The following is a 25,491-nucleotide window of genomic DNA, read 5'->3' on the forward strand; positions in this document are numbered from 1 at the left end:
CGGCGGCGTGATCGGGGCGGGTGCCACCGGCGGCGGGCCGAGCGGTCGGGGCGCGGCCGGCATGCCACTGCCGGGGACCGGCTCGGGACGGCTACGGCGGCCGGTCGGTACCGGCGGCGCCGGCTCGGCGGGCCGGACCGGACGCAGCCCGGGGCCGGTGCCGCTGATCCCGGTCAGCTCGGCGACCTGCTCGCCCCGACGGGCGGCGGCGCGGCGACCGGGCAACGGGCTCGGGACGCTGACCCGGGTGGCGAGCGCGCCCACCAGGGCCTCGCATCCGGCGTCACAGGCGCGCACCGCGGCGACCGACTGCCGGACGGTCTCGGCGACGGCGGAGGTGAGCGCCCGGTTGACGGTGGCCCGGCGCGGGGTCTCGGAGACGGCCACCCGCAGCGCGGTGACCGCCGCCTCGATCTCCCCGGCCTCGGCGACCCCGTCGGCGGTGAGCCGTGCGGTGACCGCCTCGGCGGCCACCGACATGTCCCGGCCCCGGGCCGACGTGCCGGTGAGCATGTTCGGCTCGGGCAACGCGTCGAGGACGGCCAGCGCCACCGGCTCGGCCGGGTCCGGGTAGGCCCGCAGGGCCGCCGGGTAGAGCTCGCGGAGCACCTCGCGCAGGGCCACGGCGGCGGAGTGCCGGCCGCTGGACAGGGCGGCGTGGGCGGAGAGGACCTGCTTGAACCCGGCCAGGTCCCGGGGTGCCGGGAGGGTGACCGCGGAGAGCGCACCCGCCTGGAGGGCACGGGCCAGGCCCACCGCCCGCCGCTCGGCCGGCGCGGACTGCATCTCCTCCAGGGAGTCGTCGTCGGCGAACCGCTCGGCGAAGTCGTCGACCGAGTCGTCGTCGGCGATCGCGAGTGGACGGCCGGCCGCGCTCAGCAGTGAGGTGACCGCGTGGTCGTCGCTGTCGGCCGCGATCGCCACGCCGCTCGGCCCGCCCGACCGCTCCACGAACAGCGTGACGAGCCGGGCGTAACCGGCCGCGTCGTCGCTGATCTCGTGGACATGCAGCAGACGGCCTGCGTCGTCGACCACGGCGGACGTCAGCGTCGATCCGGCCGAGGCCGGTCGGTCGGCCGGATCTGCCGAGGCCAGACCGCAGTACACGCGCACGAGCGCCAAGGCGTCGTCCTCCTCCCGGGACACCGGTCTATTCACTGCCAGCCACTGATGCTCCCCGCTCGGGGTCAGTCGCGCCAGTCCACGACGGCAGAGATCTTGCCGACAATGGTGCGCCATCCCAAGCTTGCGGTCTGGGCCCCGATTTTTTTCAGCCGCCTACGGCCGAGAAATCCACCGACTCCGCCGTTGACAGAAGCGCGGAGCGCCTCGTCGAGGTCGTCCAGGCTCGAACCGGCCGAGAGCATGTCCAGCACGGCGGGTAGCCGCAGCGCGTACGACAGGTCGCGGGCGACCTCGCCGGCCTCGATGAGCAGGGTCGGGTCCCACGTGTCGTGCCCGCCGCGCAGGTTCTCCACGACCAGGTCGAGCTCGTAGGTGTCCTCGTCGCGCGGGGCGATGTCGGCGGGCTCCACCCGTTCGGACAGTTCATTCCAACCGTCCAGTTGAGACAGGTCGTTGGGCGCGCCGGAGCGGATGAAGCTGACCAACGACTCGGGCGTCTTGAACAGCAGCAGCCGGCCCTTGTGGCTCAGGAAGACCGGCACCTCCTCGTCGCCCTCGGCGTCGGCTTCCTCGTCGCCGTCGCCGTCGCCGTCGCCGTCGCCGTCGGTGTCGGTGTCCGTGTCGTCGTCGGTGGCATCGGCGTCCGGGTCGACGGTGTCGGTGTTCACGTCGGCGGTGTCGCGCTTGCGGTCGGCCCGCTTGCCGTCGCCCTCGGCCTTGGTGTCCGCCTCGTCGTCCTCGGCCGTGAGGGCGGCGAACTCCTCGTCGAGGATGATCACCTCGTCGTCGTCCTCGGCCTCGACGACCTGACGCCGGGCCAGGAAGGGGTCGTCCTCGTCGCGCTCGACGACGTCCGTCGGGGTCAGCTCGCGTGCCGGCCGGTACGCCCGGAGCGTGAAGCCGGTGCCGGCGGGCAGGGCGATCTCGACCGGATCGATGTTCAGCTCGTCCCAGAGCGAGCGGTCGACCGGGCCGGGCTCCACGTCGGGCCCGGTCGGCCCATCGGTGTCGCCGAGCTCGGGTTCGTCGGCGTCGGGCCGTTGGGGCGACTGGCGGGCCACGCTGACCTCCGTGTGCGTCGGGTTTAACCATCCGGCGACCGCGCGGTCGCCGAGTGACTCTGGGCACATACCCTAATGGGCGTCCCTGCGTCGGCGGACCCCGCACCCCGGCGGCACCGCGAACCCGCACCTCGGCGGCGCTGTGAACCCGCACCCCGGTGGCGTCCGGGGCCCGTGTCCCGCTGGCGGTCCGGCGGGTCGACAAGTAGCGTAACTACACATGAAGGCTCAGGCGCTGCACGGTCACCTCGACGCCCTGCTCCTGGCCGTGCTGGAGCAGGGGGAGCTGCACGGATACGCCGTCATCGAGGCACTGCGCGTCCGCAGCGACGGGCAGCTCGACCTGCCGACCGGCACCATCTACCCCGCGTTGCGTCGGCTGGAGCGGGCCGGCCACGTGGCCAGCTCCTGGAGCACCGTCAACGGTCGGGAGCGGCGCACCTACCGGCTCACCGACTCCGGCCGGGCGTCGCTGGCCGGTGAACGGGCCGGCTGGCGCGAGTTCAGCGCGACCGTCGGCCGGTTCCTCGACCCCGCCGCCCCACCCCCCGGCCCGGCCTGACCGCCGGCCCGGCCCCGACTTGGCCGCGGCCGGGCCGTCGCCGGGGACGCGGCGTCAGCGGGTGGCCACCAGCCACAGCCGGGTGGCCCGGAAGAGCGTGAAGTAGGCGGCACCGGCCAGCACCGAACCGATGATCATCGGCGGCCAGGTCAGGGCCGCGTCCCACAGCCCGGCCGACCAGGCGAACAGCGCCACCCCGGCGACCGCGCCGACGACCAGCGTGCCGGCCAGCCCGAGCCCGAGCAGCCGCTCGGCCGGCGGGCCGCTGCGGCCCCGCCGGGCCGCCCAGCGCCCGCCCAGCAGGGCCGCCAGCGCCAACCCGGCCACGACCAGCCAGATCCCGTCCACCGAAGCGGCGAGCACCTGGTAGCCCGGCGGCGGGGGCGGCCCACCGCTCCAGCTCGACCCCTGCCAGGTCAGGTCACCGCCGAGGGTCAGCACCACGGCGATCAGCAGCGCCCGCCGGGACAGCCCGCGCAACGCCCCGGCGGCGAGTTCCGCCTGGTACGTCGGGGCCAGCTCGGCAGGTGTCCCGAAGTCGGCCACGGCCCGCCGCTCGGCCTCCCGCGTCGGCAGCCCCCGCTCCCGGTACGCCTCGGTGGCGTCGTCCAGCGCGTCGCGTACCTCGCGGAGCATTTCGGTCCGTAGCCGTGCCGGACCCCGCAGCCGGGACCCCAGGTCCCGCAGCCGCTCGTCGATCGCCGTCCCGTCGCAGGCACGCATGGCACCACCCTGTCACGTGCCGGTGCGCCCGCGCGTCGGGGAGATCCCCGGACCCGCGCCCCGGGGCCGGCCCGGGACGCCGCGCCGGGTCAGGGCGTCAGGGCCAGGTAGCCGCGTTCGGCGGCCGCCTGGAGCAGCCACTGGTCCCGGTACCAGCCGGGGGCGGCGACCAGCTCGGTGTGCCGTCCCCGCTGGACGACCCGCCCCGCGTCGAGCACCACGATCTCGTCCAGCCCGGCCAGGCCGCTGAGCCGGTGAGTGATCACCAGGACCGAGCGTCCGGCGGGGGTGGCCGCCAGCGTCCCGGCGAGCACCGCGTCGGCGGCGACCGGGTCGAGCCCCTCGGTCGGCTCGTCCAGCACCAGGACGCCGGGCGCGGCGAGCAGTGCCCGGGCCAGCGCGAGCCGCTGCCGCTGCCCACCGGAGAGCTGACCGCCCTCCTCACCGACGACGGTGTCCCAACCGTCCGGCTGTTCGCGTACCCAGTCCAGCAGGCCGGCGGCGCGGGTCGCGTCGACCAGCTCCGCCTCGTCCGCGTCCGGTCGGCCGAGCAGCAGGTTCTCCCGGACCGAGGCGTGGAAGACGTACGCCTCGGCGAGCAGGCCACCGACCGCCCGGGGCAACTCCTCGGGCGGGTACGCCGAGACGTCCCGGCCGGCGAGGGTGACCCGGCCGGCGTCGGGTCGTACCGTCCCGGTCAGCACGGCGGCCAGGGTGCTCTTGCCCGCCCCGCTCGGCCCGACCACCGCGATCCGGCGTCCGGCGGGCAGGTCGAGGTCGAACCCGGCCAGCGCCGGGGCGGCCCCCTCCCGGTACCGGACGACGACCCCCTCGAACCGCACGTCGGGCCCGGTCGTGGTCGCGTCCACCGGGACGCTGTCCGCCGCGTCGGTGCCGGGTTCCGGGGTCGGCCGCTGCCGACCGGGGTCACCGTCGGGGGCGTCGTCGAGCAGGGCGGCCACCCGGGCCAGGCCGGCGCGGAGCTGGGTGTGCTGACGCGCCGCGCCGACCAGCGCCAACGCGATCTCCACCGCGGCGAGGGTGCCGACGGCGAGCACCCCCACCAGCACCCCGGACACGTCGGCGCGGAGCGCGGCGAGCACCACCCCGGCGGCGGTCAGCCCCGCCACCAGCACCCCGGCCGCGTCCACCGCGAACCCGGTCGCGGCGAGCCGGCGCTCCAGCCGGGCCAACCGGTCGGCGCGCCGGGTCGCGGCCCGCAGCGCCTGCCCGGTGGCCCCGAAGGCGGCCAGGTCGGCGGCACCGTGGGTGAGGTCGACGGCGTCGGTGGCGAGTGCGCCGCGCAGCGGCGCGACCTCGTCGGCGGCCCGGCGGGTCAGCGCGGTGGCCAGCACCGGCAGCGCCACCCCGGCGACCAGCAACCCGACCGCGAGCACCCCGGCGGCGGGCAGCGAGACCAGCGCGGTCCCGCCGACGGCCAGCACCCCGACCAGGGCGGCCGCCGCCCCGGGCACGAGTACCCGCAGCAGCAGGTCCTGGACGGCCTCGACGTCGGAGACCAGCCGGCTCAGGGCGTCCCCGCTGCGCTGTCCGGCCGGCCCCCGACGGGCGGCGAGGCTGGCGAAGACCCGGGCCCGGACGTCGGTGATCATGCGGAGCACGGCGTCGTGACCGGCGAGCCGTTCGGTGTAGCGCAGCACCCCCCGGCTGACGGCCAGCGCCCGGACGGCGACGATGGCGACGGTGAGCCGGTCCAGCGGTGGCTGGCCGGCGGCGCTCATCAGCAGCCAGGTGGCGGTGGCCATCAGGGCCAGCCCGGCGAGTTCGGTGGCCGACGCGAGCAGCCCGGCCCCGACCAACCGGCCCAGGTACGGCCGGGCCAGCCGCAGCACCACCCGCTCGGGTCCGGTGCCCGGCGGCGGGCCTCCCGCGCCGGGGGGAGGAGCGGTGCTCATCGGCCGGCCTCCGCGGTCGGGGTCAGCTCGGTGACCCGGCCGGCGTCGACGTGCAGCACCCGGTCGGCGTCGGCCAGCAGGGCCGGCCGGTGCGCCACCAGCAGGGCGGTACGCCCGGCGACCAGCCGCCGGGTGGCGTCCAGGACGATCGTCTCGCTCGCCGTGTCCAGCCGGGCGGTCGGCTCGTCGAGCAGCACCAGCGGGGCGTCCCGGAGGAAGGCGCGGGCCAGGGCGACCCGCTGCCGCTGGCCGCTGGACAGCCCGTGGCCGCGCTCGCCGAGCAGCGTGCCCAGCCCGTCGGGCAGGGCCGTCACCACCTCGTCCAGCGCGGCGTCGGCGACCGCGCGGGCCAGCCCGGCGTCGGGGGTGTCGGGTGCGCCGAGCCGGATGTTGTCGGCGAGCGTGGCGGCGAACAGGTGGGCCCGCTGCGGCACCCAGGCGATCTGCCGACGCCAGTCGTCGGGATCGACGTCGGCCAGGTCGACCCCGGCGACGGTGATCCGGCCGGCGGTCGGGGTGACGAAGCCGAGCAGCAGGCCGAGCAGGGTGCTCTTGCCGGCACCGCTCGGCCCGACGACGGCGATCCGTTCGCCGGGCCGGATGGTGAGCGTGACGTCCCGCAGTGCGGTGGTCCGCTCGTAGGCGACGGTGACACCGGAGAAGACGATCTCGCCGTCGCCGGCCGGCGTCCGGGCGGGTCCGGCGGTTGCCGGGGCACCATCTGCCGCGCCGTCCGGTACGGCGGAGACGGTCAGTGCCTCGTCCAGCGCCGTCAGCCCCTCCATGCTGGCGTGGAACCGGCTCCCGGCGGCCCGCAACGGCAGGTACGCCTCCGGGGTGAGCAGCAGCACCAGCAGCGCGGTGGCCAGGGTGATCCCGCCGTCGAGCAGCCGGATGCCGACCGGCACCGCGACCAGCGCCACCGACAGGGTGGCGACCAGCTCCAGCACCAGCGCGGAGAGGAAGGCGATCCGCAGCGTCCCCATGGTGGCCACGCGGTGCCCGTCGGCCATCCGGCGGACCACCCCGGTCTGCGCCCGTGCCCGGCCGAACGCGCGCAGGGTGGGCAGCCCGGCGACCATGTCGAGGAAGTGCCCGCCGAGCATCGACAGCCGCCGCCACTGCCGTTCGGTGGCGGCCTGCGCCTGCCAGCCGAGCAGCGCGCCGAAGACCGGGATCAGCGGGAGGGTCAGCACGATGATCAGCGCCGAACTCCAGTCGGCGAAGACCAGCCGGGCGAGCACGGCGGCGGGCACGGTGACGCTGAGCACGAGTTGGGGGAGGTAGCCGGTGAAGTAGGCGTCCAGGGCGTCGAGGCCGCGCCCGGTGAGGGTGGCGAGCTGTCCGGCCCGCCGGCCGGCGACCCAGCCGGGCCCGTGCCGGCCGACGGCGGCGAGCAGGTCGGCGCGGAGCGTCGCCTTCACGGTGGCGGCGGCCCGTGCGGCGACGGTGCCCTGCCCCCAGGTGACCAGGGCCCGGCCGCCGACGGTGGCGACGAAGCCGGCCAGCGCGCCGGTGTCCAGCCGGCCGTCGATGCCGGCGGCGAGCACCGTGGCCAGGGCGGTGGCCTGCCCGACGACCAGCAGCGCGGTGAGCCCGCCGAGGGCCGCGAGCACGGCGAGGTCGCGCCGGGCCGCGGGGACCCGGCGCAGCAGACGCGGGTCGAAGGGACGGCGGTTCACCAGTACACCGGTGCCCTGCCGTCGGTCCGTCCCCGGAACACCCACCAGCACATCGCCTGGAAGCCTAGTAGGGCCGGCAGGAGGGGCAGCAGCAGCCAGCCCAGCAGCTGCGTCGTCGGCCCGCTGGCCGCCGCGTCGGTGACGGTCATGGTGGCCGCCGGGTCGACCGTGGAGACCAGCACCGCCGGCCAGCGGGCGGCACCGACGAGGGCCACCGGTAGCGCGAGGGTCGCGCCGGTGGCGGCCAGGGCCACCCCGGGCCGACCCCGGCGCAGCGCCGCGCGGGCCGCCAGCAGCGCCCCGACCAGCACCACCACCAGCAGTACGGCGGGCAGCGGCTGGCGGGTCGCCGCGCGTACCCGGTCGGAGAGCAGGCCCAGCGCGGTGGCCGTGGTGACCGCGGCGAGCGCCCCGACGAGGAGCCGACGGGCCAGCCGGGCGGTCGCCGGGGCGTCGGCGGCCGGCAGGCGCAGGGTGAGGAACGTCGCACCGTGCGCGGCGGCCAGGGCGAGCAGGGCGAGCCCGGTGGCGGCGACGAACGGGGTGGCCAGGTGGGTCTGCCCGGCGACGTGGCCGGTGGCGTCGATCGGCAGGCCCTGGAGCAGCCCGGCGAGCAGGGCGCCCCAGCCGAAGGTGGCCAGCGCGCTGCCGGCCACGATCAACCGGTCCCAGGCCCGGCGGGCGGTCGGGCCGGCAGGCCGGCTGCGGAGCTGTACCCCGACGGTGACCAGGATCACCCCGGCCAGGGCCCCGGCCACGGCGGGGTAGTGGCCGGAGAGGAGTTCGCCCTCCAGGGTGGGGAACGCGCCGAAGAGGATGCCGACGGTGGCCACCAGCCACACCTCGTTGCCGAGGAGGAACGGGCCGAGCGCGGTGAGCCGGGCGCGGTGGGCGGCCGGGGTGTCGCGCCGGGCGAGCAGCAACCCCACCCCGTAGTCGTAGCCGGCGAGGACGAGGTAGCCGGCGAAGAAGAGGCCGAGCAGGGCGTACCAGAGCAGGGGCATCGGGGGGTCCTGTCAGGCGAAGGCGGGGGTGGGGTGACGCGCGTCGTCGGGCGTGCCGGGCGGGCGGCCGAGCGCCGGGTCGACCGCGCCCCGGGCGGCGTGCCGGGCGAGCAGCGTCCAGTTGGTGACGGCGAGCGCGCCGAGCAGCAGGCTGAAGCCGATCAGTGAGGCGAGCATCAGGCCCGGGTCGACGCGGGAGACGGCCTCGTCGGTGGGGAGCAGCCCGTACGCGGCCCAGGGCTGCCGGCCGACCTCCCGGGCGAGCCAGCCGAGGATCACCGCGACGAACGGCAGCGGCAGGGCGAGCAGGACGAGCCAGAGCGGGAACCGCAGCCGGATCATCCAGTCCCGCCAGAGCAGCGGCAGCAGCAGCCAGACGCAGCCCAGGGTGAACCCGATGAGGATCATGAAGCCGAGCCCGACGTTGGACAGCACCGGCGGGGTGTAGTCGCCGGGGCCGAACCGGGTGGTCCACTCGGCGATCCGGGCGTCGGCGGTCGGGCCGGCGTCGAACTTGGTGGGTTGCAGCTCGCCGACCGGGCCGAACTGGGCGAAGCCGAACCCCTGCACCAGGCTGACCGACAGGGCGGCGGTGACCAGCCCGATCCGCAGTGAGGTGCGGTGCAGGGCGAAGTCGGCGGTCCGTCGGAGCAGGTGCCAGGCGCTGACGGAGGCCATCAGCATGCCGCCGGTGAGCAGGCTGGCGGCGATCACGTGGCCCAGCGCCATGCCGAGGGTGGGGTTGGTGAGCAGCGCTCCGAAGTCGGTGAGGTGGGCGACCCCGTCCCGGAGCCGGTAACCGACCGGGTGCTGGAGCCAGGCGTTCGCCACCATGATCCAGAAGGCCGAGGCGTACGCGGTGAGCGCGACCCCCCAGAGCAGTGCCAGGTGTACGCCGCGCCGCAGCCGGTGCCAGCCGAAGATCCACATGCCGAGGAACGTCGACTCCAGGAAGAACGCCACAAGCGTCTCGATCGCCAGCGGGGCCCCGAAGACGTTGCCGACGTAGCGCGACAGCCCGCTCCAGTTCAGCCCGAACTGGAACTCCAGCACGAGGCCGCTGGCGATGCCGAGCACGTAGTTGATCACGTAGAGCTGGCCCCAGAAGCGGGTCATCCGCTCCCACTTCGGGTCCCCGGTCAGCACCCAGGTGGTCTGGAGGCCGACCAGCAGGGTGACCAGGCCGATGGTGACCGCCACGAAGAGGAAGTGGATCGAGGTGGTGGTGGCGAACTGGAGGCGCGCGAGGAGCAGGGTGTCCATGAACCTCTCCAGAGGTAGTCCCGCTTGTCGTAGCAATACTACATGTAGCTTGGCTACCTATTGGCGCGCGTGGAACCGCCGCCCGGTATCCGGGGCGTCAGCTCAGGAACAGCGAGATCGGCAGGGCGGCCAGGGTGGTCGTCACCGCCAGCGCGGCGGCCCCGAGCAGCCGGGGCGGCCGGTCCGCGACCAGCAGCCGCTGCACCCGTACGTCGATGTCCCGGTCACCGAGACCGAGCGTGCCGGCCGGGGTGATCCGGTGCCCGGCGGCGGCGAACCGGCGCAGCGCCCCCGCCAGCGGCGCCTCGGCGTGCAGCGCACGGGCCTTGTCGTCGGCCCGCATCTCGACCAGCAGGGCGACCCGCTCGTGGGCGGCGCCGACCCAGCGGAACCACGGCAGCGCGCGGCGCAGCGCGGTGAACGGCAACAGCACCAGGTCGTGCCGCTCCTGGGCGTGCGCCCGCTCGTGGGCGAGCACCGCCGCCAACTCGGCCCGGTCCAGCAGGCTGAGGGTGCCGGCGCTGACCACCACCCGGGGCCGCACCCCGGGCAGGCAGTACGCGGCGGCACCGGGATGGTCGAGCACCAGCGCGCCGGGGATCGCCGGGTCCCGGCGGGCGACCAGGGTGAGCAGGTCCCGGTGCCGCCGCTGCGCCCGCACCGTGGAGTGCACGCTGCGGACGGTCGTGCCGAGCAGCACCGCGCCGATGCCGAAACCCACCCCCACCAGACCCAGGTGGACGGCGGTCACCCCGGCCGGCAGGGTGCCGTGGGCCAGGTCGTCGGCGAGGGCCAGCAGCGCCCCGCCGGTCGGCCGGTCGTACGCGGTCAGTCCCAGCGCCATCGGCAGGCCCATCGCGGACAGGCCGAGCGCCAACCCGACCGCCTGCCAGCAGACGATCGCCACCCGGGGGGCCCGCCACGTCCAGGTGGCGCGGGCCAGCACCTGGGCGGTCAGCCAGCAGGCCAGGACCGCCCCGGCGAAGTGCACGGCGTACGCCACGGCGGCCGCCCTACCGGTCCGTGGCCTCGTCGACGGCCCTGGCCCGGCCGGCGCGCGGATCCCCGACCCGGTCGGTCAGCCCGGCCCCGGTCGACCCGGCGTCGGGTCCGGCCGGTGCCGGGTCGGTCAGCCCCGCCTCCGCGCCGAGCGCCGCCCGCAGCACCTCGGCCTCGGTGCCGGTCACCGAGCGGGCGAAACGCACCAGCGCGGCGTCCCGGCTGCCACCGAGGTCGAGGGCGTCGAGCATGAGCTGGGCGATGTGCGCCTCGCGGCTGGCGGCGGCCCGGTAGCGCCAGGCCCGCCCCTCGCGTTCGCGCTGCACCATGCCCTTGCCGGCGAGCCGGTCCAGCACGGTCATCACCGTCGTGTACGCCAACTCGCGCCCGTCCAGCGCCTCGGCGACCTCGCGCACGGTCACCCCGTCCGACGTGCCCGGGACCCCGTCCCAGAGCACGTCCATCACCGCCCGCTCAAGATCGCCCAACCGAGTCACCAGGTAATCCTACCCCCGGTAGTACGACCGGTTGTCGGACCACCTGACGACCCGGAGGCGGGTGGCCCCTCGGGCCGGTGCGGACGCCGGTCGATCGAGGCCGACCGGGGCCGTTCGGACCTGATCCGGCCCGGCGCTGTCCGTTGCCGGACCGTCCACTGTCAAAGGTCCGACCCCGGCTGGTAGACGATCTCCAGTCTGTGAAGGAGGCACCGTGAAGGCTCACGTCCGTCGGCTGACCGTCGTCCTCGCCGCGACGGCTCTCGGGTCGTTCCCGGCCGTGCCGGCGTCCGCCGCCGGGGTGCCGGCCGCCCCCGTCTCCGTCGCGGCCGAGGTCGACGGGCTGGCCCTGCGGGTCGAGTGGACACCTCCCACCGACCGCAGCGGCATCACCGGCTACCGGGTGAGCACGGTCCCCGCCGGGCTCTCCCTCGACCTTCCGGCCGACGCGCACCGCGCCGTGCTCGCCGGGGTGCGCCCGAACACCGGCTACGTCGCCCAGGTGACCGCCCTGGCCGGGGCCGAGCAGTCGACCCCCACCCGGGCCGGTGGGACCGTCACGGTGACCGCGCCGGGCGGTTCCCTGGTCGCGGTGCCCCCGGCCCGGCTGCTGGACACCCGCGCCGGGCTGGGCGCGCCGGCCGGTGCCACCCGGCAGGTGACCCTGACCGTGGCCGGGCGGGGTGGCGTCCCCGCTACGGCGGTGGCGGCGGTGGCGTTGAACGTCACGGTCACCGCCCCGGCCGGCGGCGGCTTCGTCACGGCGTACCCGGGCGGCACGGCCCGACCGACGGCCTCGAACGTGAACTACGCCCGGGGGCAGACGGTGGCCAACCTGGTCGTGGTGCCGGTCGGCGCGGACGGCACCGTCGTGCTCTACTCGTCCGCCCCGACCCACCTCGTGGCCGACGTCGCCGGCTGGTTCTCCACGGCCGGTACGGCCTCACCCGCCGCCGGCCTGTTCCACGGCCTGACCCCCGCCCGCCTGGTCGACACCCGCAGCGGGCTCGGCGGAACCACCCCCGGCCCGGACGGGCAGCTCGACGTCCAGGTGACCGGGGCCGGCGGGGTGCCCGCCTCCGGGGTGTCGGCCGTGGTGCTCAACACCACCGTCGCCGGCGCCGACACCGCCGGTTTCGTGACGGCCTACCCGGCGGGGCAGCCCCGCCCGACCGCCTCGACGCTGAACTTCGTGGCGCGGCAGGTCCTCGCCAACCGGGTCATCGTGCCCGTCGGGGCCGACGGCAGGGTGAGCTTCTACAACCGGGCCGGGTCGACCCCGCTCGTCGTCGACGTCACCGGCTGGTTCAGCGACGGGTCGGACCAGTCGGTCGGCGGGGCCTACCTGGCCAGCGTCCCACCGACCCGGATCGTCGACACCCGCAGCGGCCTGGGGGCCGCGAAGGGGCCGGTCGCCGGGGGTGCCTCGCTCCCGGTGGCCGTGGCGGGCCGGGCCGGTCTTCCGGCGGCCACCGCCGCGTTGCCACCCACCGGGTTGGTCGCCAACGTGACGGCGGTCCAGCCGACCAGCGCCGGGTTCCTGACCGTCTATCCGTCCGTCACCGCCCGACCGACCGCCTCGGACCTCAACTTCACCCCGGGCGCGGTGGTGCCCAACCTCTCCGTCGCCCCGCTCGGTGTCGACGGCGGCGCGCTGGTGCACAACTCGGCCGGTGCCACCCACGTCGTCGTGGACGTGGTCGGCTACTTCCTCGGCGACACGGCGGTGCCCAGCAGCACCCGCCAGGTGAGCGCCGGTGACGTCCGCGCGGTGACCGGCGCACCCGACGGTGACCGCCAGGTGGTGCTGGCCCCGACGGCGGCGACGCCGCAACCGGGTGAGGTGCTGTCCGCCGGGCCCGGCGCGGCGACCCCCGACGGGCTGCTGGTCAGGGTCGTCGACACGGGCACCGACGCCCAGGGCAACCGGGTGCTGGCCACCGAACCGGCGACGTTGCAGGAGGCGTTCGGGGCCGGGCACTTCGCGATGTCGGCCCCGCTGTCCGCCGACGACGTCGTGGCCGCCGGCACCCCGGCCGGGGCGGGGCCCGCCCCCCTCACCCCGGACCGGTTACGGCGGAGGCTCGCCGGTCGGGAGGCGACCAGCCCGGTGGGGCAGGGCATCAACCGGACGGTGAGCTGCTCCGGGGGCGGCTCGGTCGCGGTGGTGGGAAGTGTCAGCGTCAGCCCGTCGGTCGACCTGGCGGTCGAGTGGGGCTGGTTCTCGGTGCAGTCGGTGACGTTCACCGGCACCCTCTCCCAGGACGCCGCGCTGACCGCCACCGCGAAGGCGGCGAGCGGCTGCCACCTCGGGCCGGTGCCGCTGCTGCCCACGCCGATCCGGTTCACGCCGATCACGTTCAGCATCGGGCCGGTGCCGGTGGTGGTCACCCCGCAGGTGCAGTTCTACCTGTCGGCCGAGGGCACCGTCAGCGCCCAGGTCACCGCCGGTGCCACCCAGCACGCCGAGGGCACGCTGGGGCTGTCCTGGTCCGGGGCCAACGGCCTGCGGCCGATCGCCCGTACGAACAGCAGCTTCACCTACACGACGCCCACCCCGACCGGCGGCGCGTCGGTGGCCGCGCGGGTGGGCCCCCGGCTCGAACTCTTCCTGTACGGGGTGGCCGGCCCGTACCTGACGGCGGACGGCACCGTCGGCCTGTCGGCGAATCCGGCGGCCGAACCGTGGTGGACGCTGACCGGTGGCCTGGACGCCGGAGCGGGCATCGCACTGCCCTCGCTCGGCTTCGACCAGAGCAATCCGTCGATCCTGCGCTACCGCCGGACCCTCGCCCACGCCCCCTGGCCGCAGCACCTCTACGCGGTGGAGTGCGTGAGCAGCGACTGCTACACCACGCTGCGCCTGGTGCAGACCGACGACCGGGGTGGCAGCCGGCGGCAGATCGGCGGGACCTTCTCCGGCGGCGTGATGGGCCTGGCGGTCAACCCGGCCGGCACCGAGGTGATCTACCAGCGGACCTTCTCCGGCCGGGGCAAGCCGCTCTTCGTCCGCAACGTGGCGACCGGGCAGGACCGTCAGCTCACCGCGCAGGACCCGAAGTGCACAGGCATCGACACCTTCGACACGTTCCCGGTGTGGTCCCCGAACGGCGCGACCGTCAGCTTCTCCCGCAGCAGCAGCTTCGGTAACTACACCTGCCCGTCGGACGGCGTCTACGTCGTCCCCGCCGGTGGCGGCACCCCGACCCGGGTCAGCGCCAACCGGTGGGACGGGCCGCCGTCCTGGAACCCGACCAGCGACCGGTGGGCGGTGACCACCGCCACCCAGCCGGCGACGCTCTACACCAGCGCCCCCAACGGCAGCGGGAAGAAGACCCTCTACACCGGGGGACGCGACGAGGGGTTCAGCCCCGCCGCCTGGTCGCCGGACGGCGCGACGATCGCCTTCGGCACGGTCAACGGCCGGGTGTACGGCTACTCGCCGGCCGGCGTCCGGCTGTGGAGCCTGACGCCGGCCAACTACTGCACCGGCTACCCGGTCGCCTGGTCCCGGGACAGCGAGTCCGTCTTCTACCTGGGCTGCCCGGCGGGGGACCACTCCCGCACCGTCTACCGGATCAACGCGGCCAACGGTGCGGCCCCCGCCCCGATCACGTTCGACCGCCCGGTCGTCGCGCTGGCGGTGGGCCGCTGACCGACGCCCGGACCGTCACACCCCCTTGGGGTGCCAGACCGTCTTGGTCTCCAGCAGGGCGGTCATCCGGCCCAGGCCCGGGTCGCCCGTCCAGTCGTGGTCGGCCGGGGCCGGCCGGAGCACCCGCTTGAGGTTCTCCGCCGCCCGGCCCTCCAGGTCGGTCGCCAGCTCGGGGTCGGTCACCCCGGTCAGGTCGATCGCGTTGACGTCCAGGTGCGCGGCCAGCGTCGGCGCGGTCTCGGTGATCCGGCCGGTGAGCAGGTTGACCACCCCACCGGGCAGGTCGGAGGTGGCCAGCACCTCGGCCAGGGTCACCGCCGCCAGCGGGGCCGCCGGGGAGGCCGCCACCACCACCGTGTTGCCGGTGACGATGGCCGGGGCGATCACGCTGACCAGGCCGAGCAGCGCCGGGGACTCGGGGGCCACCACGGCCACCACCCCGGTCGGCTCGGGCGCGGAGAGGTTGAAGTACGGCCCGGCCACCGGGTTCGCGCCGCCGTACACCTGGGCGAGCTTGTCGGACCAGCCGGCGTACCAGACCCAGCGGTCGATCGCCGCGTCCACCTCGTCGCCGGGGACGCCGAGCGCGACGAACTGCTCGCGCCGGCCCTCCAGCATCTCGGCCACCCGGTAGAGGATCTGACCCCGGTTGTACGCGGTCGCCCCGGCCCAGCCCTTCACGGCGGCGCGGGCGGCGACCACGGCGTCCCGCGCGTCCTTGCGGGAGGCCAGTGACACGTTCGAGTCCTGCACGAGATACGACCGTCCCGACTCGCTGCGCGGGAACTTCCCGCCGATGAAGAGCTTGTACGTCTTGCGTACCGCGACCCGCTCAGACATTGAGGTACGCCTCCAGCCCGTGCCGGCCACCCTCGCGGCCGTAGCCCGACTCCTTGTAGCCGCCGAACGGCGAGGTCGGGTCGAACTTGTTGAACGTGTTGGCCCAGACCACCCCGGCGCGCAGCCGGTCGGCGGTCCACAGGATGCGCGAGCCCTTGTCGGTCCAGATCCCCGCCGACAGCCCGTACGGCGTGTTGTTGGCCTTCTCCACGGCCTCGGCCGGGGTACGGAAGGTCAGCACGGACAGCACCGGGCCGAAGATCTCCTCGCGGGCGACCCGGTGGGCCTGGGTGACCCCGGTGAAGATGGTCGGCGCGAACCAGAACCCCCGCTCGGGCAGCTCGCACGGCGGCGACCAGCGCTGCGCGCCCTCGGCGGCCCCGGCGTCGGACAGCTCCCGGATGCGGGCGAGTTGGGCGGCCGAGTTGATCGCCCCGACGTCGGTGTTCTTGTCCAGCGGGTCGCCGACCCGCAGCAGCGCCATCCGCCGCTTGAGCGCGTCGAGCACCTGTTCGGCGACGTTCTCCTGGACCAGCAGCCGGGAACCGGCGCAGCAGACGTGGCCCTGGTTGAAGAAGATGCCGTTGACGATCCCCTCGACGGCCTGGTCGACCGGCGCGTCGTCGTAGACGATGTTGGCGGCCTTGCCGCCCAGCTCCAGGGTGACCTTCTTGCCGGTGCCGGCCACCGACCGGGCGATGGCCTTGCCCACCTCGGTGGAGCCGGTGAAGGCGACCTTGTCCACGCCCGGGTGCTCCACCAGCGCCCGGCCGGTGTCGCCCGCGCCGGTGACGATGTTGACCACGCCGGCCGGCAGGTCGGCCTGCTGGCAGATCTCGGCGAACAGCAGCGCGGTCAGCGGGGTGGTCTCGGCGGGCTTGAGCACCACCGTGTTGCCGGCGGCGAGCGCCGGGGCGACCTTCCAGGCGAGCATGAGCAGCGGGAAGTTCCACGGGATGACCTGCGCGGCCACCCCGAGCGGCTGCGGGTCCGCGCCGCCGTGCTGGCTCGTCGGCCTCCCGCCGAACCCGGCGTACGACAGCTTGTCGGCCCAGCCGGCGTAGTAGAAGAAGTGCGCGGCGACCAGCGGCAGGTCGACGTCCCGGGACTCCCGGATCGGCTTGCCGTTGTCCAGCGACTCCAGCACCGCCAGCTCACGGGAGCGTTCCTGGATGATCCGGGCGATCCGGTACAGGTACTTGGCCCGGTCCCGGCCCGGCATCGGACCCCAGACCTTGTCGTACGCCTTGCGGGCGGCGCGGACCGCGCGGTCGACGTCCCGGGTGCCGGCCCAGGTGACCTCGGCGAGTACCTCCTCGGTGGCCGGGTTGACCGTCTTGTCGAGCTGCTCGCCGTCGACGAACCCGCCGTCGATGAACAGCCCGTAGGACGACCTGATGTCGACGATCGCGCGCGACTCGGGCGCAGGGGCGTATTCGAACATCATGCTCAGTCCAGGGTGAAGTAGTCGGGACCGGAGTAGGTGCCGGTCGTCAGCTTGGTGCGCTGCATGAGCAGGTCGTTGAGCAGGCTGGACGCGCCGAACCGGAACCAGTCCGGGCTCAGCCAGTCGGCGCCGACGGTCTCGTTGACCATCACCAGGTACTTGATCGCGTCCTTGGTGTTCTTGATCCCGCCGGCCGGTTTGACGCCGACCTGCCGCCCGGTGGCGGCCCGGAAGTCGCGGACCGCCTCCAGCATCACCAGGGTCACCGGCAGGGTCGCGGCGACCGGGACCTTGCCGGTGGAGGTCTTGATGAAGTCGCCGCCGGCCAGCATCGCCAGCCAGGAGGCCCGGCGGACGTTGTCGTGGGTGGCCAGCTCGCCGGTCTCCAGGATCACCTTGAGGTGGGCGTCCCCGCACGCCTCCCTGGTGGCGACGATCTCGTCGTAGACCTCGGCGTAGCGGCCGGCCAGGAACGCGCCCCGGTTGATCACCATGTCGATCTCGTCGGCCCCGGCGGCGACGGCCGACCGGGTGTCGGCGAGCTTGACGTCCAGCGGGGCCTGCCCGGACGGGAACGCGGTCGCCACGCTGGCCAGGTGGACGGCGCTGCCACGCAGCACCTCGGCCACGTGCGGCACCATCGCCGGGTAGACGCAGACCGCGCCGACGTGCGGGCAGGTCGGGTCGGCCGGATCCGGCCGCAGCGCCTTGGCGGCCAGGGCGCGGACCTTGCCCGGGGTGTCGGCCCCCTCCAGGGTGGTCAGGTCGACCATCCGGATGGCCAGGTCGATCGCCTGCGCCTTGGCGGTGGTCTTGATCGAGCGGGTGCCGAGCTGTGCCGCCCGCTGCTCCGCGCCGACCTGGTCCACCCCGGGCAGGCCGTGCAGGAAGGTCCGCAAAGCGGTCTCGGATCGCCCCAGCTCGGACAGGTCCGACCGGGCCGACGTCGTTGTCGCCGTCATGCCCCGAATACTACGCAGCCGCGAGTCGGGTGATCCTGGTCACAGCGCCTCGGGGTGACCGGGCCTACCCACCGGGCCGGGGGTGAGCGACGTCGCCGCCCGCCGCGCACCCGTACTGCCGGCCGACCGGGACCGGTAGGTTGAGCGATCGTGGACGTACACGTCATTGACCACCCGCTCGCCCAGTCCCGGCTGACCGCCATGCGGGACGCCCGGACCGACTCGTCGTCGTTCCGGGCCGCGCTGCACGAACTCACCACCATGCTGGTGTACGAGGCCGCGCGCACCTTCCCCGTCGAGAAGTACCCGGTGCAGACCCCGGTCACCGGTGCCGAGGGGACCCGGTTGGCGAACCCGCCGCTGCTGGTGCCGGTGCTGCGGGCCGGCCTCGGGATGGCCGACGCGGCGCTCGGGCTGCTGCCGGAGTCGTCGATGGGCTTCGTCGGCCTGGCCCGCGACGAGGAGACGTACGAGCCGCGCGCGTACATGGAGTCGCTGCCCCGGGAGCTGGCCGGCCTGCCGGTGCTGGTGCTCGACCCGATGCTGGCCACCGGTGGTTCGCTGGAGCACTGCTGCCGGCTGCTCGCCGACCGGGGCTGCACCGACATCACGGTGCTCTGCGTGCTCGCCGCGCCGGTCGGCATCGCCCGTCTGGAGCGGTCGGGGCTGCCACTGCGGCTCGTCACCGCGTCGATCGACGAGGGGCTGAACGACAACATGTTCATCGTCCCCGGCCTGGGTGACGCCGGTGACCGCCAGTTCGGCGGGATGCCCCGCTTCTGACCGGCCCGCCGCCGGTGCTTCTCACCTGCCCAGCGCCGGTGCTTCTCACCTGCCCACCGTCGGTGCGACCGGCGTGAGCAGGCGGGCGGCCGGCAGGTCGCGGGGGAGCGGTCGGAGCGGCCGGGGGCGTTGCCCTCCCACCCCGAGCGAGTCGGTGAGCGCGGGGTGCGTTCAGGCGCTACCGTCTCGGGCCATGACTGGTGTTGCGCTGGCGGAGGAGTTGTTGCTCCTCGCGTATGACGATGAGACCGGCAAGGCGACCATGCCCCGGATCAGCCTCGACCTGGGGATGGCCGCCGCCGTCCTGGTCGAGCTGGCCCTTGCCGGCCGGATCGCGTACGTCGATGGGAACCTGGCGGTGACCGACCCGACGCCGGTCGGCGAACCCATCCTGGACGGGGTGCTGGGCCGGATGGCCGCCGACACCCCGCACAGCCCCTCCTCCTGGGTGCAGCGGCTGCGGCACGGCCTGCGTGACCGCATCCTCGGCGACCTCGTCGAGCGGGGCGTGGTGCGTGACGTCGAGGAGACCGAGCTGGACTTCATCGTGGTGCACCGCTACCCGACCACCGACCCGTCGGTGGAGCAGGACAGCCGGCGGCGGCTGGCCGAGGCGCTGGCCGGCGAGCAGCTTCCCGACGAGCGGACTGCGGCGCTGGCCACCCTGGTGGCGGTGCTGCGGATGGAACCGGCGCTCGGCCTGACCGGCAGCGCCGCGCAGGACGCCCGGCGTCGGCTGGAGGAGATCGCGGGCGGAGCCGGGTTCTCCGGCACGATCAGCCTGGAGGAGTCGGTGGTCCGCCCGTCGGTGGCCCTGGTGGTCACCGCCCTCGGGCAGGCCGTCGACCAGGCGCTCGGCAAGCGCGCCGTGGGCTGAGCCGGGCGGGCACGGCGGCCTCAGCGGACGAGCGGGGACCGGCTCTGGGCGGGTGAGCCGGTCTTCAGTGGATGAGCGGGCCGGTCTTCGGATGAGCGGGCCGGTCTTCAGCGGGTGAGCCGGTGGGCCCTGACGTGGGTGACAAAGGCGGACCAGGCGGCGGGTGGGACGGTGAGGGTCGGGCCGGTCGGGTCCTTGCTGTCGCGGATGCCGATGATGCCGGGGAGGTTGTCGGCCACCTCGACGCAGTCGCCGCCGTTGGTGCCGCTGCGGGTGCTGGTGCGCCAGTGGGCGCCGGTCAGGTCACTCATGGCACTCTCCCCGGATCGCGTCGATCGGCTCGGTCGATTGTCGTGCCGTCAGCGGGTGAGCCGGTGGGCCCTGACGTGGGTGACGAAGGCGGACCAGGCGGCGGGTGGGACGGTGAGGGTCGGGCCGGTCGGGTCCTTGCTGTCGCGGATGCCGATGATGCCGGGGAGGTTGTCGGCCACCTCGACGCACTCGCCGCCGTTGGTGCCGCTGCGGGTGCTGGTGCGCCAGTGGGCGCCGGTCAGGTCACTCATGGCACTCTCCCCGGATCGCGTGGATCAGCTCGGTCGATTGTCCCGCGTCGAGGGCGAGGGAATCCAGCCCCTTCCATACCCGTTCGTAGGCGGCGATCTCTGCCGGCTGGTCGAGGTAGAGCGCGCCGGTGAGCCCTTCGACGTAGACGGTCGGCGGCTCGCTCGGGCTGCCCAGCGCCGAGGGCGGGAAGTCGAGCAGCACGAAGGTGCCGGCCTCGGCTGCCAGTGGCGGCCCGGCGGTCAGCGGCAGCACCCGGATCGTGATGTTGTGCCGCTCGCCGACGGCCACCAGGTGCCGGAGCTGGTCGGTCATCACCGACCGGCCCGGCACCGGGCGGCGCAGCACCGCCTCGCTGAGGATCACCGTCAGCGCGGGGGCTGGTGGGAGCCGCCGGGCCAGCAGCCCCTGCCGCTGAATGCGGAGGCTGACGATCTTCCTTCGTTCCTCCTCGCCCAGCTCGGGCCGGTTGTGCTGGAAGAGCGCGGTGGCGTAGCCGGGAGTCTGCAACAGCCCCGGCACCAGCTCGGCGTTGTAGTAGCGAATGCTGCTGGCGACGTTCTCCAGGCCGACGTAGAGCGAGAACCAGGCCGGCACGGCGCTCCCGTGGGCGTGCCACCACCCCTCGGCCCGGCTCACCTCGGCCAGCCCCAGCAGCACGCTCGTCTGGTCGGGGGTGGCCCGGTAAAGCTCGCAGAGCACCCGGACGTCCGGCGTCTTGGCCGACGTCAGGCCCCGCTCGATGCGCCAGAGCTTCTGCCGTGAGCAGTCCAGCTCCCCGGCCGCTGCTTCGATGCTCAGCCGGGCGTCCTCCCGCAGTTGGGTGAGCAGCCTGCCGAGCTGCCGTCGTGGCACGGTCGAACTGTTTGTTTCACGCACCGTGCAACACCTTTCCGGCTGAAATGAAACAACGAGTCGCCGCCGATGCAACATCGGATAGAACGCATACCGGTGACGTCAGGAAAATGGCGAGGGCAATGCACCGATGCTAATCGCGCGAGCGTTTGGTGTGCAAGGGATGACACAGGGCGACATTGGTGTCGGGTCCCGGCTGGCCGGCCATGAGCGAGACACCCCGCCGCCCTCGGCAGGCTGCCCACCGACCCCACGGCCGGATCGCGCGGAGGACCTGCACGCCCGCCCGACCACAGAGGGCTGCCGTTTCCCGGCCAGCGGGCCGGGCCGGGACGCCCCGTTCGACAACCCTCCCGGGTCGTGTGCGGAATTCGGGGAGAGTCGCGCCATGTCGCCGAAATAGCGGCATCCCCAGGCTCGGATACCGCTATTTCGGCCACATCGAGTTGATTGTGCGGCAGGTTGCCCCGCATCCCGACCGGAAGCGCAATATCCCGGTTGGCCGATTCGGTGGGTGAGGCCGCAATATCGCCGACATTGCGGTATCCACCCCGTCCGGATACCGCCATATCGGCCACATCGAGTTGATCACGCGCCGTACGCGCGGCGGAAGACGCGGCAGGCGGGGGTCAGATGCCGAGGGCGGTGGCCACCTCGGCACGCAGCGTGGTGAGCGCCGCCGCCGCCCGGGTCCGGGCCGCCGGCACGTCGCCGGCCGCGACCGGCTCCACCACCTCCAGGTACGCCTTGAGCTTCGGCTCCGTGCCCGAGGGACGGATCACCACCCGGGCGGCTGCGGTCCGCAGGATCACCACGTCGGCGTCGGGCAGCAGATCCTGCGCCCCGGTGACCGGCGCACCGATCAGCGTGGTCGGGGTGGCCGCCCGCACCCGGGCCATCGCGTCGGCGATGATCCGCAGGTCGTCCACCCGGACCGACAACTGGTCGGTGTGGTGCACGCCGAACTCGGCGGCCAGCTCGTCCAGCCGGTCGGTCAGGGTGCGCCCCTGCGCCTTCAGCCCGGCGGCCAGCTCGGCGACGGTCAGCGCGGCGGTGATGCCGTCCTTGTCGCGTACGTGCTCGGGGGCGACGCAGTAGCCGAGCGCCTCCTCGTAGCCGTACACCAGCGGCGGCGTCCCGCCCCCGGCCCGGACGATCCACTTGAACCCGGTCAACGTCTCGTCGTACGCCCGGCCCCGGGCCGTGCACATCGCCCGGAGCAGGGACGACGACACGATCGTGGTCGCGTACAGGCCGTCGACGCCACGGCGCATCAGGTGGTCGGCGAGCAGCACCCCCACCTCGTCCCCGCGCAGCATCCGCCACCCCGTCCCGGTGCCGGCCGGCTCGCGGACCACCACCGCGCAGCGGTCGGCGTCCGGGTCGTTGGCGATCGCCAGGTCGGCGTCGGTGGCGTCGGCGAGGGCCACCAACCGGTCCACCGCGCCGGGCTCCTCCGGGTTGGGGAAACTGACGGTGGGGAAGGCCGGATCCGGTTCCGCCTGGTCGGGCACCACCCCCGGGGTCGGAAAACCCGCCCGCGCGAAGGCCGCCGTCAGCACCGCCGCCCCCACCCCGTGCAACGGGGTGTACGCCACCCGCAGGTCACGCGGCCCGCCCGGGGTGATCACCGCGACGGCCCGCTCCACGTACGCGGCGACCAGGTCGTCGCCGAGCACCTGGCCGGGCGGGCCCAGCGGCACCTGGGCCAGCGGGCCGACCGCCCGGATGGCCGCCTCGATACCGGCGTCGGCGGGCGGCACGATCTGTGCCCCCGCGCCGAGCGCCCCACCGAGCTGGGCACCCAGGTAGACCTTGTAGCCGTTGTCCTGCGGCGGGTTGTGACTGGCCGTCACCATCACCCCGGCCACCCCGCCGAGCTTGCGCACCGCGTAGGCCAGCACGGGGGTGGGCAGCGGCCGGGGCAGCAGCAGCGCCGGCCGGCCCGAGCCGGTGGCGACCCGGGCGGTGCGCTCGGCGAACTCCCGGGAACCGTGCCGGGCGTCGTACCCGATGACCAGCGGACCCTCGCCGCCCTCGGCGGCGAGCCAGCCGACCAACCCGGCCGCCGCCCGGGTGACCACCGCGAGGTTCATGCCGTTCGGCCCGGCGCGCAGCGGGCCGCGCAACCCGGCCGTGCCGAAGGTCAACGGGCCGGCGAACCGGTCGGCCAGCTCCGGCGCGCTGGCCGGCAGCTGGTCGAGCACGGCCCGCAGCTCGTCCCGGCTGGCCGGGTCGGGGTCGTCGTCGAGCCAGCGTCGAGCCTGGTCGCGAATCCGGTCGAGGTCAGTGGTTTCCGCCGCCATTGCCCCTTGATAGCACGGCGGTGGTTCGCCGGGCCCGGTCGACCCGGATCACCTCGCCGGGCGGACCGGACCGGCCCGCCCGGCGACCGGCTCAGCTGGACCCGGTGAGCTGGAACGACTTGACCATCTCGTCGAAGATCGGCTTGCTCTCGGTGAACCTGGCGTCGTTGGCGGTGAGGTAGAACGAGTAGATCCGGCCCTCGTGCACCAGACCCCGCCACACGCCGTGCCGCTTGGTGTCGCCCTTGCCGCAGGTGTACTCCAGCTCGGCGGCCGGCTTACCGGCCAGCGTGTTCTCGGTGATCCCCACCTGCTGGTAGGGCTCCACGCAGGACCGGGACCGGGTACGCAGGTTGTCGCCGGCCACCTCGGCCCAGCGGACCGAGGAACTGCCGCCCCGCTCGACCAGGATGCGGACCTTGCGGGTGTCGTCCTGCGGGTCGATGTAGTCGACCCAGTCACCGGCGCTCTTGCGTGCCCACCCCTTCGGCACGTTCACCCGGATGCCCTTGGCGTCGTGCGCCTGCGTCTCGAACCCCCCGCCGGCGGGTGCGCTCGGGCCGGCCTGCGGGGGTGGGGTCGACTCCGGGTCGCCGCCGCTGAACAGCGCCACCGCGCCGATCAGCAGCACCACGGCCAGGCCGCCGGCCGCCGCGAGCTGGAGCTTGCGCGGCCAGCCCTTCACCGTGCCGACCAGGCGACCGCCGGCACCCTTCGCCCGGCCGAGCGCGCCACCGCCCTCCCCGCCCGGCGGCGGGGGCGGCGACGTCCACGACTGACCGGTGCCGGGGATGGACCACTGCCCGCCGTACACCGCCTGGGTCGGCTCGGCGTTCCCGCCGCCGCCGTAGATGGCCTGGGTCGGCTCCGCCGCCCCGTAGGCGGGCCGGCCGGCCGGGGTGCCCGTGCCGATCCGCTGGGTGGCGTCGGCGGTGCCGCCACCGATGCGCTGGGTGGCCTCCGGCGGGGTGCCCGGGGTGATCCGCTGGGTGGCGTCCGGGGTGATCCGCTGGGTGGCCTCGGTCCTGCCGTACGTCCCGGCGGTCGGGCCGGTCGGCAACGCACCGGCGGTGGGCCCGGTCGGCGGCATCGCGCCGGTCGGGGTGTGCAGCGGGCCGGCGAGCGCGTCGGCGCTGGTGTCGTCGAGGGCACCGGCGGAGGAGGTCGCCACCGGCTCGGGACGTTCGCCCCGGCGCAGCTTCGCCAGCCGGTCGGTCAGCGACTCACCGGCGGCCAGCATCGCCCGGCCGCCGATCTGCCCGCTCGGCTTCGACTCGGCCGGCGGCGCGGCGATGGCCGGCGGCCCCGACGGACGCTGCACCGGCACCACCGAGTACGGGTCGGTGATCGAGTTGACCGCCGTCGCGGTGCTGGTCAGCGGGCCGGCGAGGAGTTCGCGCAGCATCGCCCGCGCGGTGTGCACGTCGAGCCGGCGGGCCGGGTCCTTCTCCAGCAGGCCCATCAGCACGCGGGTCAGCGGGCCGCTGCGCTGCGGGGTGGCCGGCGGGTCCTCGACCACCGCGTGCATCGTCTCGATCGGGTCGCCCTTGTCGAACGGGGGCCGCCCCTCGACCGCCGTGTAGAGGGTCACGCCGAGCGAGAACAGGTCGCTGGGCGGGCCGAAATCCTGCCCCATGGCGCGTTCGGGGGAGATGAAGTGCGGCGAGCCGAGCACCATCCCGGGGGTGGTGAGCTGGACGTCGGTGGGCATCCGGGCCACCCCGAAGTCGGTCAGCACGCAGCGGCCGTCGGTGCAGATCAGCACGTTCGCCGGCTTGACGTCGCGGTGCAGCACCCCGTTGGCGTGCGCCACCTCCAGCGCGCCGAGCAGCGCGATGCCGATCTTGGCGACCGCGCGCCCGGCCACCGGGCCGTCCTCGATCACCATGTCGGCGAGGCTGCGGGCGTCCAGCAGCTCCATCACGATCCACGGCCGGCCACCCTCGGTGACCACGTCGTACACCTGGACCACGGCCGGGTGCTGGATCGCGGCGGCGGCGCGCGCCTCGCGCAGGGTGCGTTCGTACATCGCGTCCCGGTCGCTGGGGGCCAGCCCCGGCGGCAGGACGACCTCCTTGACCGCCACGTCACGTCGCAGCAGGGTGTCTGTCGCGCGCCAGACCGTGCCCATGCCGCCGTTGCCCACCGAGGAGCGCAACTCGTACCGGCCGCCGATGGTGGTGCCGGGTGCTGCACGTCCGTTGGGGGGACTCACTGGTCCGCCGCTCCACGTCGGGATCTGAGTCACAGGAAAAGCCACCGGGAAAGTCGAGGGGGCTGGGACACAACCTCTCTATCTTGCTGGTTCCGACGCCCGATGCGAAACCCGACGCGGCGGACCTTTGTGCTATCCGACCGTACCCACCGTCGGGT

General features: G+C 74.6%; 20 protein-coding genes and 1 pseudogene. 4 read left to right on the forward strand and 17 right to left on the reverse strand.

Features of this window, described 5'->3' with window-relative positions; genetic code table 11:
* Positions 1 to 192: 192 nt before the first annotated feature.
* Positions 193 to 1,146, reverse strand: a pseudogene (locus tag JQX11_RS33650) (transposase); the annotation flags it as partial.
* Positions 1,147 to 1,187: 41 nt separating this feature from the next.
* Positions 1,188 to 2,255: a SatS C-terminal domain-containing protein gene (locus tag JQX11_RS25210; RefSeq protein WP_204927429.1), complete on the reverse strand. Its 1,068-nt coding sequence runs from the start codon at positions 2,253 to 2,255 to the stop codon at positions 1,188 to 1,190.
* A 151-nt stretch (positions 2,256 to 2,406) separates the two neighbouring features.
* Between JQX11_RS25210 and JQX11_RS25215 the strand changes: the two genes are divergently transcribed.
* Entirely contained in the window at positions 2,407 to 2,748 is a 342-nt protein-coding gene (locus JQX11_RS25215) for a PadR family transcriptional regulator (RefSeq protein WP_204927430.1), read from the forward strand.
* A gap of 54 nt (positions 2,749 to 2,802) precedes the next feature.
* Here the strand turns inward: JQX11_RS25215 and JQX11_RS25220 are convergent, their stop codons facing one another.
* From JQX11_RS25220 to JQX11_RS25250, 7 genes are all read right to left on the reverse strand, one after another.
* Positions 2,803 to 3,471, reverse strand: a complete 669-nt coding sequence (locus tag JQX11_RS25220) for a permease prefix domain 1-containing protein (protein ID WP_204927431.1) — start codon at positions 3,469 to 3,471, stop codon at positions 2,803 to 2,805.
* A gap of 89 nt (positions 3,472 to 3,560) precedes the next feature.
* The gene (gene cydC / locus JQX11_RS25225; RefSeq protein WP_204927432.1) at positions 3,561 to 5,387 is read right to left on the reverse strand and encodes a thiol reductant ABC exporter subunit CydC; all 1,827 of its coding nucleotides are present in this window, start codon (positions 5,385 to 5,387) and stop codon (positions 3,561 to 3,563) included.
* The gene (cydD, locus tag JQX11_RS25230; protein WP_204927433.1) at positions 5,384 to 7,069 is read right to left on the reverse strand and encodes a thiol reductant ABC exporter subunit CydD; all 1,686 of its coding nucleotides are present in this window, start codon (positions 7,067 to 7,069) and stop codon (positions 5,384 to 5,386) included. Before cydD ends, cydC begins: the two co-directional genes overlap by 4 nt.
* Positions 7,066 to 8,073, reverse strand: coding sequence for a cytochrome d ubiquinol oxidase subunit II (locus JQX11_RS25235; RefSeq protein WP_204927434.1), 1,008 nt, complete (start codon positions 8,071 to 8,073; stop codon positions 7,066 to 7,068). The genes cydD and JQX11_RS25235 overlap by 4 nt, the downstream gene beginning before the upstream one ends.
* 12 nt (positions 8,074 to 8,085) lie before the next feature.
* The gene (locus JQX11_RS25240) at positions 8,086 to 9,336 is read right to left on the reverse strand and encodes a cytochrome ubiquinol oxidase subunit I (RefSeq protein WP_204927435.1); all 1,251 of its coding nucleotides are present in this window, start codon (positions 9,334 to 9,336) and stop codon (positions 8,086 to 8,088) included.
* A gap of 97 nt (positions 9,337 to 9,433) precedes the next feature.
* Positions 9,434 to 10,339, reverse strand: coding sequence for a M56 family metallopeptidase (locus JQX11_RS25245; RefSeq protein ID WP_204927436.1), 906 nt, complete (start codon positions 10,337 to 10,339; stop codon positions 9,434 to 9,436).
* Positions 10,340 to 10,349: 10 nt separating this feature from the next.
* The gene (locus JQX11_RS25250; RefSeq protein WP_204927437.1) at positions 10,350 to 10,832 is read right to left on the reverse strand and encodes a BlaI/MecI/CopY family transcriptional regulator; all 483 of its coding nucleotides are present in this window, start codon (positions 10,830 to 10,832) and stop codon (positions 10,350 to 10,352) included.
* 214 nt (positions 10,833 to 11,046) lie between these two features.
* Between JQX11_RS25250 and JQX11_RS25255 the strand changes: the two genes are divergently transcribed.
* Complete coding sequence (locus JQX11_RS25255; protein WP_204927438.1) at positions 11,047 to 14,487, forward strand: fibronectin type III domain-containing protein; 3,441 nt, start codon at positions 11,047 to 11,049, stop codon at positions 14,485 to 14,487.
* 15 nt (positions 14,488 to 14,502) lie between these two features.
* On the opposite strand, the gene JQX11_RS25260 is transcribed toward JQX11_RS25255, so the two are convergent.
* From JQX11_RS25260 to deoC, 3 genes are read right to left on the reverse strand one after another with little or no spacing between them, the layout of a single operon-like run.
* On the reverse strand, positions 14,503 to 15,327 hold the full coding sequence (locus tag JQX11_RS25260; protein WP_204927439.1) for an aldehyde dehydrogenase family protein: 825 nt from the start codon (positions 15,325 to 15,327) through the stop codon (positions 14,503 to 14,505).
* Positions 15,320 to 16,771 carry an aldehyde dehydrogenase family protein gene (locus tag JQX11_RS25265; RefSeq protein ID WP_204927533.1) on the reverse strand — a complete coding sequence of 484 codons (1,452 nt, stop codon included), beginning with the start codon at positions 16,769 to 16,771 and terminating at the stop codon, positions 15,320 to 15,322. The genes JQX11_RS25260 and JQX11_RS25265 overlap by 8 nt, the downstream gene beginning before the upstream one ends.
* Positions 16,772 to 16,776: 5 nt before the next feature.
* Positions 16,777 to 17,736 carry a deoxyribose-phosphate aldolase gene (gene deoC / locus JQX11_RS25270; RefSeq protein ID WP_204927440.1) on the reverse strand — a complete coding sequence of 320 codons (960 nt, stop codon included), beginning with the start codon at positions 17,734 to 17,736 and terminating at the stop codon, positions 16,777 to 16,779.
* A 150-nt stretch (positions 17,737 to 17,886) separates the two neighbouring features.
* On the opposite strand from deoC, the gene upp reads away from it, so the two are divergent.
* Complete coding sequence (gene upp / locus JQX11_RS25275; RefSeq protein WP_088643926.1) at positions 17,887 to 18,519, forward strand: uracil phosphoribosyltransferase; 633 nt, start codon at positions 17,887 to 17,889, stop codon at positions 18,517 to 18,519.
* A gap of 193 nt (positions 18,520 to 18,712) precedes the next feature.
* A complete protein-coding gene (locus tag JQX11_RS25280; protein ID WP_204927441.1) occupies positions 18,713 to 19,396 on the forward strand; it encodes a GOLPH3/VPS74 family protein in 684 nt (227 codons plus the stop codon).
* 107 nt (positions 19,397 to 19,503) lie between these two features.
* Here JQX11_RS25280 and JQX11_RS25285 read toward each other — a convergent pair whose 3' ends face one another.
* The 5 genes from JQX11_RS25285 to JQX11_RS25305 form a co-directional block, all read right to left on the reverse strand.
* The gene (locus JQX11_RS25285) at positions 19,504 to 19,707 is read right to left on the reverse strand and encodes a DUF397 domain-containing protein (RefSeq protein ID WP_204927442.1); all 204 of its coding nucleotides are present in this window, start codon (positions 19,705 to 19,707) and stop codon (positions 19,504 to 19,506) included.
* A gap of 48 nt (positions 19,708 to 19,755) precedes the next feature.
* Complete coding sequence (locus JQX11_RS25290) at positions 19,756 to 19,959, reverse strand: DUF397 domain-containing protein (protein ID WP_204927443.1); 204 nt, start codon at positions 19,957 to 19,959, stop codon at positions 19,756 to 19,758.
* A complete protein-coding gene (locus JQX11_RS25295) occupies positions 19,952 to 20,812 on the reverse strand; it encodes a helix-turn-helix domain-containing protein (RefSeq protein WP_307826349.1) in 861 nt (286 codons plus the stop codon). Before JQX11_RS25295 ends, JQX11_RS25290 begins: the two co-directional genes overlap by 8 nt.
* A 629-nt stretch (positions 20,813 to 21,441) precedes the next feature.
* Positions 21,442 to 23,118, reverse strand: coding sequence for a phospho-sugar mutase (locus JQX11_RS25300; RefSeq protein WP_204927445.1), 1,677 nt, complete (start codon positions 23,116 to 23,118; stop codon positions 21,442 to 21,444).
* Positions 23,119 to 23,209: 91 nt separating this feature from the next.
* On the reverse strand, positions 23,210 to 25,366 hold the full coding sequence (locus tag JQX11_RS25305) for a serine/threonine-protein kinase (protein WP_204927534.1): 2,157 nt from the start codon (positions 25,364 to 25,366) through the stop codon (positions 23,210 to 23,212).
* Between the last annotated feature and the right edge of the window lie 125 nt (positions 25,367 to 25,491).

This window comes from Micromonospora humida (genome assembly GCF_016901255.1).
GTDB lineage: Bacteria > Actinomycetota > Actinomycetes > Mycobacteriales > Micromonosporaceae > Micromonospora > Micromonospora wenchangensis.